Genomic DNA, 12,516 nt, shown 5'->3' with positions numbered 1-12,516 from the left:
CAACAAATCAAATTCTACGCCAGCTGGTGCCTGCACGGCTATCCTCCAGCTCAACCCCCAGCCGCTTTAGCTCATCACGAATACTGTCCGCCAAGGCAAAATTCTTTTGTGATTTGGCAGTGGCACGCTGAGTGATTTTTTGTTCAATCTGCTCATCGCTTAGCCCTGCTTCGTTGCCGATTTTTGCCTGCAAAAATTCACTCGGTGTTGCTTGAGCGATATTTAGCACACTTGCCAAAGTCTTTAGGGTGCAAGCAAGATGAAGAGCCTCTGCCGTTTGTTCCGCCTTAATTGCACGGTTGATACTTGCCGCCAAGCCAAACAATACGCTGGTTGCTTTTGCGGTGTTAAAATCATCATTCATCGCCTCAATAAAAGCCTGTCCCGCTTGGCTTGCCCATGCTGCATTGTCAATAACAACCTTGCCAATGGCTTCGGCAGATTTGAGCGATTGGTACAAGCGGCTTAATGCCGTGTGGCTTTCTTTTAAGGCGGTATCAGAAAAGTTCACAGGGCTGCGATAATGGCTGGATAACAAGAAAAAACGCACCGTTTCTGGGTGGAATTTTTCCAAAACTTCGCCAATGGTGAAAAAATTACCCAAAGATTTGCTCATTTTTTCGCCATCGATATTAATAAAACCCATGTGCATCCAATTGTTGGCATAGGTCTTGCCAGTTGCACCCTCGCTTTGGGCAATTTCATTTTCATGATGAGGAAACTGCAAATCATGACCACCGCCATGAATATCAAAAGTTTCACCCAAGCAGCAGGTACTCATCGCACTGCATTCAATATGCCAACCTGGACGGCCTGCCCCCCACGGGCTTGCCCAATGTGGCTCAGACGGCTTGGCAGATTTCCACAAAACAAAATCAAAAGGATTTTGCTTGTCATCACTTACCCCAACTCGCTCTGATGCACCTGCTTGCATTTGTGCCAGTTTTCGCTTGGAGAGCTTGCCATAATCAGCAAAACGCTCCACTGCGTAATACACATCACCACCTGCACCTTGATAGGCGAGATTTTTGTCAATCAAGGTTTGAATCATCTGCTGCATAGCATTGATATGAAGCGTGGCTTTTGGCTCGGCATCAGGTGAGGCACAGCCAAGTTTTTGTTCATCTGCGTGCATTGCCTGAATAAATCTTTCGGTCAGCTGCGAGATGGTTTCGCCATTTTCATTGGCACGATTGATGATTTTGTCATCAATATCGGTGATATTACGCACATAATTGACCTTATAACCCAGCTGTCGCAACCATCGTACAATCACATCAAAGCCAACCATCACTCGTGCATGACCCATGTGGCAATAATCATACACCGTCATGCCACACACATAAATACCCACTCGACCCGCCTGCATCGGCACAAATCTACGCTTGCTTGCTGTCAGCGTATCATAAAGCATAAGCGAATTTTGAGCAGCTGCCAAAGAAGTGCTGCAAATGGTTGCGTCTGTCATATTATTTTCCAAAACAATGCGATATCAGCAACTATCATATCAAAATTTTGCCAAAAAATAAAAGGTCTGCACACAAAACTCCAGAAAGCCTGCAAAATTGCCGCACAGGCATAGATTTTTGATGATTTTCATCGCGATATCAGGTATGATAAGCAGTTTAGCTATTTAAAATAATGATTTGTACAAGGGTTTGATTTTACCATGACTGCCAGCACCGCCAACCGCAAGATTTTAGTAACCAGTGCCTTGCCTTATGCCAACGGCCCGATTCATCTGGGACATTTGGTTGAATATATCCAAACTGACATCTGGGTGCGTGCCATGAAAGCCATGGGGCATACCGTTACTTATGTGTGTGCCGATGACGCTCATGGCACCGCCATCATGCTAAAAGCAGAGGCCAACGGCATAAGCCCAGAGGAGCAAATTGCCACCGTCAAAGCCGCTCATGAGCAAGATTTTGCAGGGTTTTTTATTGATTTTGACAATTATTATTCAACGCACAGCCCAGAAAACGAGCAATTAAGCCAAGAAATTTATACCAAACTTGAAGCCGCAGGTTATATTTTTACCAAAGATGTTGAACAATTATTCGACACCAAAAAAGGGTTATTTTTGGCAGATCGCTTTGTCAAAGGTGAATGCCCAGAATGCGGGGCAAAAGACCAATACGGCGACAACTGCGAGGTTTGCTCAAGCACTTATAACGCCACCGAGCTAAAAAACCCCTACTCTACGCTAAGCGACAGCACGCCTGTCATAAAATCGTCCAAGCATTATTTTTTTGATTTGCCAAAATTTGACACTTTTTTGCAATCATGGACAAAATCAGAAGGCAGATTGCAATCAGCAATCTACAACAAACTTAGCGAATGGTTTCAAGCAGGGCTTGCCCCTTGGGATATCAGCCGAGATGCTCCTTATTTTGGCTTTAAAATTCCCAACACGCCTGCAGGTGAGCCTGATAAATATTTTTATGTCTGGCTTGATGCCCCTGTTGGCTACATGGCGAGTTTTAAAAACCTATGCAGTCGCACAGGTCTTGATTTTGATGAATATTGGCAAAAAGACAGCAGTACTGAGCTGTACCACTTTATCGGCAAAGACATTGTCTATTTTCACGCACTGTTTTGGCCTGCCATGCTTGAAGGTGCAGGGTTTCGCACGCCAACAGCCATCAATGCTCATGGATTTTTGACCGTAAATGGTGAAAAAATGAGCAAATCTCGTGGCACTTTTATCCAAGCGGCGACTTATCTTAACCACCTAAACCCTGAATATCTGCGTTATTATTTTGCCAGCAAATTATCAGCCAGCGTTGAGGATATTAACCTAGATCTTGATGATTTTATGCAAAAGGTTAATTCTGACTTGGTGGGCAAAGTGGTAAACATCGCTTCACGCTCGGCAGGATTTATCCACAAAAATAACGCTGGCAAACTCGCTCAGCACCTAGCAGAGCCTGCACTGCTTGAGAAGATTATCGCTTGTGGTGATGACATTGCCCAAGCCTATCAAGACAGAGAGTTTTCACGAGCAACTCGCCTAATTATGGCGTGTGCCGACAAGGCCAACGGATACATCGATGCCAACAAACCATGGGCATTGAACAAAGAAGGCAAAACAGATGAAGTGCAGGCAGTATGCACCGTTGCTCTGAACATTTTCCACAAGCTGATGATTTATCTATCACCGATATTACCACAATTGGCAGAAAATGCACGACGCTTTCTTAATGTTGAGACACTGCAATTTGCGACACGCCATCAGCTATTGCTTGACCATCAAATCAATCCATTTAACCCCTTGATGAGCCGTGTAGAAAAAGACAAAATCAACGCCATGATTGACGAATCCAAAGACAGCCTAGCTGCAACCACTGCCAGCAATGACAACAAACAAGCAACACCCCAAGCGACCGCAGCCCACATCGGCATTGATGATTTTGCCAAAGTTGAGATGAAAGTAGCCCATGTGCTAAGCTGTAGCCGTGTTCAGGGAGCTGATAAGCTGTTGCAGTTTTCTTTGGATATTGGTGAGGATAGCCCACGCAATGTCTTTAGCGGTATTGCCAAATTTTATGAACCCGAAACACTGGTTGGTAAAAAGGTGATTTGTGTTACCAATCTTGCTCCTCGCAAGATGAAATTTGGCATCTCTGAAGGCATGATTTTATCCGCCGAAAAAGAAGGCAAACTCAGCGTTGTGCTACTGCCTGATACCATGCCCATCGGTGCAACGCTTGCCTAAAATTGCCAGCCTGCCAGTTTTGGCTGCTTGCATCATTTGACCGTGCTTAAGTGTGCAAGAGAAAATGCACTGCCATCACTGGCAATCCGCCCATCATGCTTTGCTGCTTGATGGGTGTTTTTGTCAAAGCAAACTCAATCAAACCTGCGATATTATCATTAAAACACAAGTAGCCACTTGATAATAAGTCAAAAATTGATTTATATTTTTGTTTTTCTTAATAATTTCTTTGGCTTGGTCAAATCATAACTGCCATCAATCAGCAGCACCAGCTCATCAAACGCCACAGAGCCATCAAGCAGTATCGTCAGCCAATGCTGTTTATTCATGTGATAAGCAGGCAATATGCCCTGTTGCTGCTGCAAAATCATCGCCATATCAGGTCGGCATTTTATATTCAAAAAATCACTGCTGCCCAGCCTAGCAACCCCCAATTTATGATATTCAATATGACCAATCAAGGCAAACCATTTGCCCTTTTTCCCACCGCTACTTGGGTGTCTAAGCACGGCATAATCGGGCAAATTTGCCCATAAATACTCGGCTGATACACCATACTGCGTAAGTGCATATGCAAAAATTTCTTGACGCTGATTCATCTACTATACCTATCGTAGCACCATGTTCATGCCCAAATCAGCACAGCCAAATCTGCGTACTGATGATTTTATTAACCATTTATCTTGTACATTGTGCATGACTGTGATATTTTATCAATTTACCAATCGCCATAGTACCACAACCCATGCACAAAATCATTCATATTGACATGGACGCATTTTTTGCCAGTGTCGAACAGCGGGATTGTCCACAATATCGTGGCAAGCCTTTGATTGTCGGTGGCGACCCCGATGGGCGTGGTGTGGTTGCTGCTGCCAGCTATGAGGCAAGACAGTTTGGCATTCGCTCGGCGATGAGCTGCCGTGATGCCAAAAAACGCTGCCCTGATGCGATTTTTGTTCGACCCAGATTCGAGGCATATCGTGCCGTCAGCCAGCAGATTTTATCACTGATGTATGCCATCACGCCACTGGTTGAACCGCTGTCTTTGGACGAGGCGTATCTTGATGTCAGTGAGGTCTGGCAGGCGTATGGTTCGGCAACCGCCCTTGCCAATGAACTGCGTGCCAAAATTTATCAGCAGACGGGATTGACCGCATCAGCAGGCGTTTCGCATACCAAAATGCTTGCAAAAATCGCCTCCGATCTTAACAAGCCCAATGGCATCACAGTCATCATGCCCGAGCATGCACAATCCTTGATTGACTCTCTGCCGATTGAGAAATTTCATGGCATCGGTCATGCCAGCAGCGAAAAATTGCACGCAATCGGCGTACATACAGGCAGACAATTACGACTGACACCGCTTGAGACTTTGGTGCAGTTATTTGGCAACAAACGGGGCAAATTCTATCATGATATCGCACATGGCATTGACACTCGTCAAGTCAAAGCCGAGCGTGTACGCAAATCTGTCGGCACCGAGATTACTTTTGGTGAGAATATTTATCGTGATGACATCTTGCTTGCCAAACTACAAGAGCAAACTCGTCAAGCATTTGGCAGGCTCTCCGACCGCAATCTACAAGCCCACACCATCACTTTAAAGGTTCGTTATGCTGATTTTAGCCAAATCACTCGCAGCCACTCGCTAAAGTCCCCTTATCAATCCGCCGATGATGCGTATAAATGGCTTAGCGAGCTGTTTCGGCAAATTCCACGCACCCAGCCAATTCGTCTTGTTGGCGTTACTTTTTCCAACCTACAAAGCCAACAACAATCCGCCCAGCTACTGCTCGATGGGCTATAGCCTGGGCTGGTTATTGTATTTTCGTTTAATGAAATTGGTTAAATGTCCAATAAGATAATTAAAATAAATAACATCATTAATTTTATTAAAAATTTTAATCTTAAAATAATTAAATTAATAACTTAAATCAAAATAAATCTTATAATATCGAACATCGCATTTTTATGCAGTATGGCCACCCATATTACCAACAAGAACAAAAATCGGCGAACAAAGTTGTCCGCCGAGCTGCATTATAGATTATCAATCTCTTGCATATTTGCCCTTACCTTATCAATCTGCCCAATTAACTCAGCAAGTTTGGCTTTTTCTACCTCCACCACCGCAGGCGGTGCTTTTGCTACAAAGCCTTCATTGGCAAGCTTACCTGCGATTTGGTCGTGCTGCTTGGTTAATTTATCCAGCTCTTTTTGCAGACGACCAAGCTCGGCAGTAGGATCAATCAAGCCCTTCATCGGTACCAACACCACTGCACTGCCAACCACCGCCGATGATGATAACGGTGCTTTTTCGCCAGAGGCAAGATAATCAAGGCTTTCAACTTTTGCCAATGCTTTAAATAATGGCTCAATACGGACAATGGTATCATGCTCATTTTGGTTGATATTTTGTAGCAGAACGGGGAGTTTGACACCATTACCCAACTTCATCTCGCCACGGATATTTCGCACCGCACCAATCAGACCCTGCAACCATGCCATGTCTGACTCAGCCTGTTCGCTGATTTTTTGCTCATCAGCCACAGGGAACTGGCTTAGCATGATGCTCTTGCCACCTCGGTCAATCATTGGTGCAATCACCTGCCAAATCTCCTCCGTGATAAACGGCATCAATGGGTGAGCCAATCGCAATGCCACCTCCAGCACGGACAGCAACACACGGCGAACCTCTGCCTTTCTCTCCTCGGATACTTGCTCATCAGCCAGCACAGGCTTGGTTAATTCCAAATACCAATCACAATACTCATTCCAAATAAAGTCATAAATCGCCTGTGCTGCCAAATCCAAGCGATAGGTGTCAAATGCCAAATTCACCGCCTGTTCGCATTTTTGTAGTCGGCTGACAATCCATCGCTCAGGCAATTCCCACAAATCAGCACGAGCCTCTTTGGCAATGGTTTTACCCTCAACATTCATCAGCACAAAGCGTGTCGCATTCCAAATCTTATTACAAAAATTACGGTAGCCTTCAACGCGTTTTAGGTCAAATCTAATATCACGCCCCGTATTTGCCAATGCACAAAAGGTAAATCGCACCGCATCTGTGCCAAAGGCTGCAATCCCTTCGGCAAATTCTTTGCGAGTTGCTTTTTCGATCTTGCTGGCATCTTTGGGATTCATCAGCCCTGTGGTGCGTTTGGCAACCAAACTCTCAAGGTCAATACCATCAATCAAATCCAGCGGATCTAGCACATTGCCTTTGGATTTGCTCATTTTTTGACCTTCAGCATCACGCACCAAACCATGCACATAGACGGTCTTAAATGGTACTTGTGGTGTGCCATCTTTGTCTTTGACAAAGTGCATGGTCATCATAATCATGCGAGCTACCCAAAAGAAAATAATATCAAAACCTGTTACCAGCACGCTGGTTGGGTGGAAATTTTGCAAAATTTCATTGTCAAAATCAGCATCGGTGCCCGTCCAGCCCAGCGTTGAAAAAGTCCACAATGCAGAGCTAAACCAAGTATCAAGCACATCTTCATCTTGGCGTAACGCCACATCGCCCAACTGATATTTTTGGCGGACTTCCTTTTCATCGCGACCGACATAGACATTACCCACCTCATCATACCACGCAGGAATGCGATGCCCCCACCACAGCTGACGGCTAATGCACCAGTCTTGAATATCACGCATCCATGCCATGTACATATTGGTGTACTGCTCTGGTACAAATTTAATGCGTCCATCTTGCACCGCTTCGATGGCAGTTTTGGCAAGCGGTGCGATTTTTACATACCATTGATCGGTCAATAGCGGCTCAATCACCACGCCAGATCTGTCGCCATAAGGGCGTTTTAACTCATGCGGCTCAATTTTTTCCAAAAATTCATGTGTTGTCAAATCCTCAATAATCTTGGTGCGAGCATCAAAACGATCCAGCCCACGATAGGCAGCTGGTGCATTGTTGTTCATCGTACCATCAAGATTCATCAGATTAATGATTTCAATATCATGACGCTGACCAACTTCATAATCATTAAAATCATGTGCAGGGGTAATCTTCACACAGCCTGTGCCAAACTCTGGATCAGGATATTCATCTGCAAGCACAGGAATCACACGATCGGTAAGCGGCACATGCACCATCTTGCCCACGACAGCCGTATAGCGTTCATCATCAGGGTGTACCGCCAAACAGCCGTCTGCCAAAATGGTCTCTGGACGAGTAGTGGCAATGTGCATATATTTACCATCAAGGCTTAGCCCATTGGCATCTGTTTGTCCTGCCACAAAAGGATAGCGAACATGATACATAAAGCCTTTTTCATCACGGTTTTCTACTTCCAAATCACTGATGGCAGTCTGTAGCTTAATGTCCCAGTTTACCAAGCGTTTGCCACGATAAATCAGTCCCTGTTCGTGTAGACGCACAAAAACCTCTTTGACAACTTGCGACAAATCCTCGTCCATCGTAAAGCGTTCACGCGACCAGTCAATGCTTGAGCCAAGCCTGCGAATCTGATTGGTCATCGTGCTGCCTGATTGCTCTTTCCATTGCCAAACTTTTTCTAGGAATTTTTCTCGTCCCAAGTCATGGCGAGAAATGCCCTGTAGCCCCAGCTGACGCTCAACCACCATTTGGGTTGCGATACCAGCATGATCTGTACCGCCCTGCCAAAGCGTATTGCACCCTTTCATGCGATGATAACGAGTCAAAGCGTCCATGATGGTATTATTAAAGCCATGCCCCATGTGCAGACTGCCTGTTACATTTGGCGGTGGCAACACGATAGAAAATGACTGCTGTTTGTCGAAACTTGGGCGAAAATAACCATTCTCCTCCCAAGTTTTATACCATTTGCTTTCAAAAGATGAAGGGTTGTAGACCAAAGACATCTGACTAGACATAAATTTTTAACCTTAAATTTTCAAGTGCATTCATCTGATAAGTTTTTAATCAGTTTAAATTGGCATTATCAAGCCTACCGACAAATCAGCCAAGCAAAACAACAACTATAGCAACCATCTGAAACGCTGTCAATTTTTCATTGAATAAAACTGCATAAATCACAGCAAATTATAACAAAGCCTTCGCTTAATGATAAATGCACAACGCTCCGCAAAAGACCTTTGCCGACACTGCACGCCTCCAGCAAGTAAATAAGTCAATAAGCCTTAATAGGTATTTGCCAATCTTTATCAGCCAAACGGTGTAGCATCATCATCAAGCCCATGCAAGAATAGTACATAATCATCATAAAATCAATATCATGCCAAAGTATTTCAAGGTACTTTTTTGTTGTGCTGCACGGTAAGATTTTTAATAATTTCATCATAGCCTGCCTGATAATTGGCAAATTGCAGCAGTCCAGTATCAATGTTTGGTACGATTTTTTTGCCCGTTGGTGGGCTTATCATGCACGCAGGTGGCAAAAACCCAAGCCTTGTTGCCAAAAATGCCAACAGTTCAAAACTGCTCACGCTCACCCCATCACAGGCAAGATAAATTGGCTTGGGCTGGTCGGTCAATACAATCTGATAAAGCACATTTACCAAATCATCGGCAAAAATCCGATTGGTATAATGATGGCTTGGCACGCCGTGCTGATACGCTTGCCTTGCCTGATCAATAAGCCGTGTGCTGGCATGATGATAGATACCTGCAGCACGGACGATAACTGCTTTTTTGCCAAAGGCTTGTTGCAGCACCTTCTCGCTATCTAACAGTATTTGAGCAGTGGGAGTGGTTGGTACAGCTGGCGTATTTTCGTTGATTGTCTCGCCTGCATTTTCGCCATAAACTGCGGTTGATGAGACAAACAGCACCTGCTTTAGTCGATACCGCCAGCGACTGTCCGCCGCCAAATCGGCAAGATGACGGCATATCCGCCAGTAGCTTTCTTGGTAGGCTTGGCGATGGTTGGCGGTGGCTCTGGCTTTGTTTGGTGCGATGATGATGACAAGATGCGTTACCCCCATCAGTTCATCTGCGTGCAAGGTGGCAGCGTCTTTTTGGTGCAAACAAATGGCAGGGTTGTCATATTGGTGATGGCTGCGAGCGACTGTATGTACCGCATAAGTATCAGCCAGTTTGAGCGATAGGGGCTTGCCTATGCGGCCTTGACCGATGATGAGAAATTTTTCTACCATAATTTGTTTTAATTCCTTAAAAATATCTGTATAGATACAGCATTGCCTGCTTGTTGCTTGCATCATTTAGCCGCTCGGCTTTGGCAGTCAGTCGCAGGGCATGGTTTGCTGACAAATCTTTTTGCACAGCAAAGCTCACTGTTGGCTGCATATAGCCAGAGCGATTTGACGAACCACGGTCAGGATGATAATAATAAGGCATATCAAGCTGTGTCATCATACGCACAGACTTTGTCAAATAAGACACACAGCCAAGCGATGGCCCCAGAGCTAGCCGATAGCCTTGATTGATACGCCCAAGTTGCATTTTGCCATCAAGCAGTGCATAGCAGACGGTATCGGCAAACTCACCACGATTGTCATCTGTCTTGCCAAATGCCCATGATTTTCCCCGCTGCACACCAACATCAAACACCAAGGCATCATCATTGGCAGGTGATGATGCGTCAATCACACGATGCAGCCGAATGCCCATGCCTGTTGCATAAGCCGCCTTGTCATCGCTGGCATTATTTTTGGCAGTATTGACAGGGTTTAGGCTACGCGTTGCAAACAAGGTAAAATCATCAAGTCTGAGTCTGTGATTATCAGCCCTGACCGTCAATGATAATAACTGCAAATCAAGCAGCTGACGAGTGCCATTTGGATTGTCAAGCAAATCCTGATAAGCTGCCGTCAATTGCACGCCATAGACTGCGTCATCGGCTTGCTTATCAAAGCCACCGCCAACACCAAAGCGATACACAGCATTAGCTTGGGTTGGGTTGTTATGATTTGGCAGCAACTCGGACAAATCACCACCACGATTCAGCCGAGCTTGACGAATGGTTGCTTGCGAAGGAATAAACCGCTCATCTGCCAGCATATTTTGTTGCTTTAGCACAAAAGCCATGCGTGCTGGTATCACCACCTTACCAACTGCTTTGCTTAGTTGTGCTTTGTCCCTGACAACATCAAGCAATCGCACAATTTCGGTGGCACAATTATCATGGGTAAAAAAATACGGCCGTGCCATGTCTTTAATTTCCCAAATATGCCGAACGATTTGCATGACCTCATCGGCAGTCAAGTCCAGCTCAAACTGCCACAAATCCCGCCCATCTTTAACCAGATAATCCTGTGCTTTTTGCTCATAGCTCATCATCTCCATCACGCCTGCATAGCCACCAAAGATGGACTTGGTGGTGGATTTGATGGCATTATCCGCCCTGTCGGTTGCCACGGTATAATTTATCGCCACAGCCTCGGAGTCATCAATCGTGTCTGCATCAGCACGCAACCAGACATGGCCAAATGCCGAGGCTATATTATTGGGATTTTCTTCGGCAAATATCAGCGACAACCGCTTGGCATTGATTGTATCGGCAAACTGCCAAAACGCCTGACATGACGAGTCATCGACCCTCGTGTTAATCCCACGCTCTGCCAGCGATTGATTCAAAAAATACACCCGTGCCACAAACTGACAAATCGCCTGATTATCACGGTTTTGCATGGCGGTTAGCATGGCGACAAGCTCAGCTTGCGGATTTTTCTCACCCTCATCGCTCAAAAAGAACTTGGGATTTTGTACACGACTTTGATCGTTTTTGGTTGGCGTATCAGCAAATAACAGCAATCGCCGCCATGTGGTTGTCTTTGCCAATTGAGCCACTGTAGCATCATCAAGCCCAAACGGATTACCCAGCTGCTTCTTTGCAACTGTTGTCATTGCCCCAATGTCAGCCTGCTTGGACAATCCAGCCTGTACCTGTGCAGACAATGCCATACAAATAGCAACAATCGCTTTTAACCTTATCATAACTTGCCATTTATTCATATCATCACCCAGATGGAGCAATCAATGATACCCATCGCTAAGCTTAGTATCAGCCTTTGTTCAATCAAGGCATTATGCCAAAATTTATCACAAAAATCATGCGTCAATTGTGTTACAATACAAGAAATTTTGGTCAATATCAACTCATGAACCCTTCATCATTTTTTATTAAAGACGGTATCTTGCAAGGCAGCACTTTTGTTGCCTCGCCGAATTTCAACGCACGCCCAGCTGACTTTGGTGAAATCTCAGCAATCATCATTCACAACATCAGCCTACCCCCTGCACAATTCAACCAAAGCGATGACACAGGCACGCACTATGTCAAGGCTTTTTTTCAAAACAAGCTCATCGCCACCGACCACCCATATTTTGCCGAAATTTGCACACTGCAAGTATCTGCACATTTATTTATTGAGCGAGACGGTACGGTTACGCAATTTGTTAATTTTAATGACCGAGCATGGCACGCTGGCATCTCAAGCTATCTTGGGCGAGCCAACTGCAATGATTTTAGCATTGGCATTGAGCTTGAAGGCACAGACCATCAGGATTATGAAGAAATTCAATACGAAGTATTAAGCCAAATCATCGTTGCCATTTATCATGCCTATCCTGCCACTCGCCGTCAGCTGGCAGGTCATAGCGACATCGCCCCCAGCCGCAAAACCGACCCCGGCAAGCATTTTGATTGGCAAAAATTACGCAGCAGGGTTGCACAATTATACCTATCTACCAGCAAGTAATCGTGCTAATTTGCCACGCATAACCCCTTGGGCAGCTGTCAAGCAACCGCTTGATAATTGCCCAAAATTTTGGCGGTAAATTTACACAAACTTACAAATTGCCCAGC

At 45.1% G+C, this 12,516-nt stretch carries 8 protein-coding genes; 3 read left to right on the top strand and 5 right to left on the bottom strand.

What is annotated here, in order from left to right:
* Nucleotides 1–7 precede the first annotated feature (7 nt).
* A complete protein-coding gene (gene cysS, locus BW928_RS09350; protein ID WP_446030802.1) occupies nucleotides 8–1,414 on the bottom strand; it encodes a cysteine--tRNA ligase in 1,407 nt (468 codons plus the stop codon).
* Nucleotides 1,415–1,669: 255 nt separating this feature from the next.
* Between cysS and metG the strand changes: the two genes are divergently transcribed.
* A complete protein-coding gene (metG, locus tag BW928_RS09345; protein WP_076555961.1) occupies nucleotides 1,670–3,718 on the top strand; it encodes a methionine--tRNA ligase in 2,049 nt (682 codons plus the stop codon).
* Nucleotides 3,719–3,918: 200 nt separating this feature from the next.
* On the opposite strand, the gene BW928_RS09340 is transcribed toward metG, so the two are convergent.
* The gene (locus tag BW928_RS09340) at nucleotides 3,919–4,317 is read right to left on the bottom strand and encodes an MmcQ/YjbR family DNA-binding protein (RefSeq protein WP_076555960.1); all 399 of its coding nucleotides are present in this window, start codon (nucleotides 4,315–4,317) and stop codon (nucleotides 3,919–3,921) included.
* A 146-nt stretch (nucleotides 4,318–4,463) separates the two neighbouring features.
* On the opposite strand from BW928_RS09340, the gene dinB reads away from it, so the two are divergent.
* Nucleotides 4,464–5,528: a DNA polymerase IV gene (gene dinB / locus BW928_RS09335; protein ID WP_076555959.1), complete on the top strand. Its 1,065-nt coding sequence runs from the start codon at nucleotides 4,464–4,466 to the stop codon at nucleotides 5,526–5,528.
* Nucleotides 5,529–5,761: 233 nt separating this feature from the next.
* Here the strand turns inward: dinB and BW928_RS09330 are convergent, their stop codons facing one another.
* The 3 genes from BW928_RS09330 to BW928_RS09320 all read right to left on the bottom strand — a co-directional run bounded on the left by BW928_RS09330 (nucleotide 5,762) and on the right by BW928_RS09320 (nucleotide 11,645).
* Entirely contained in the window at nucleotides 5,762–8,602 is a 2,841-nt protein-coding gene (locus BW928_RS09330; RefSeq protein ID WP_076555958.1) for a valine--tRNA ligase, read from the bottom strand.
* A 375-nt stretch (nucleotides 8,603–8,977) separates the two neighbouring features.
* Complete coding sequence (locus BW928_RS09325) at nucleotides 8,978–9,844, bottom strand: NAD-dependent epimerase/dehydratase family protein (protein ID WP_076555973.1); 867 nt, start codon at nucleotides 9,842–9,844, stop codon at nucleotides 8,978–8,980.
* Nucleotides 9,845–9,860: 16 nt separating this feature from the next.
* Nucleotides 9,861–11,645: an Lnb N-terminal periplasmic domain-containing protein gene (locus BW928_RS09320; protein WP_158078453.1), complete on the bottom strand. Its 1,785-nt coding sequence runs from the start codon at nucleotides 11,643–11,645 to the stop codon at nucleotides 9,861–9,863.
* A 164-nt stretch (nucleotides 11,646–11,809) separates the two neighbouring features.
* On the opposite strand from BW928_RS09320, the gene ampD reads away from it, so the two are divergent.
* Entirely contained in the window at nucleotides 11,810–12,409 is a 600-nt protein-coding gene (gene ampD, locus BW928_RS09315) for a 1,6-anhydro-N-acetylmuramyl-L-alanine amidase AmpD (protein ID WP_076555972.1), read from the top strand.
* Nucleotides 12,410–12,516: the final 107 nt, after the last annotated feature.

The organism is Moraxella cuniculi DSM 21768 (genome assembly GCF_900156515.1).
Classification (GTDB): domain Bacteria; phylum Pseudomonadota; class Gammaproteobacteria; order Pseudomonadales; family Moraxellaceae; genus Moraxella; species Moraxella cuniculi.
Note: the sequence above shows the minus strand (reverse complement) of the source record. Positions and strands in the feature narration are given on the sequence as shown.

Bases quoted from the DNA above. Each gene is read 5' to 3' on its own strand.
- BW928_RS09340 (WP_076555960.1), bottom strand. From the start codon at position 4,317: ATGAATCAGCGTCAAGAAATTTTTGCATATGCACTTACGCAGTATGGT.
- metG (WP_076555961.1), top strand. From the start codon at position 1,670: ATGACTGCCAGCACCGCCAACCGCAAGATTTTAGTAACCAGTGCCTTG.
- BW928_RS09325 (WP_076555973.1), bottom strand. From the start codon at position 9,844: ATGGTAGAAAAATTTCTCATCATCGGTCAAGGCCGCATAGGCAAGCCC.
- dinB (WP_076555959.1), top strand. From the start codon at position 4,464: ATGCACAAAATCATTCATATTGACATGGACGCATTTTTTGCCAGTGTC.
- BW928_RS09320 (WP_158078453.1), bottom strand. From the start codon at position 11,645: ATGATAAGGTTAAAAGCGATTGTTGCTATTTGTATGGCATTGTCTGCA.
- cysS (WP_446030802.1), bottom strand. From the start codon at position 1,414: ATGCTTTATGATACGCTGACAGCAAGCAAGCGTAGATTTGTGCCGATG.
- ampD (WP_076555972.1), top strand. From the start codon at position 11,810: ATGAACCCTTCATCATTTTTTATTAAAGACGGTATCTTGCAAGGCAGC.
- BW928_RS09330 (WP_076555958.1), bottom strand. From the start codon at position 8,602: ATGTCTAGTCAGATGTCTTTGGTCTACAACCCTTCATCTTTTGAAAGC.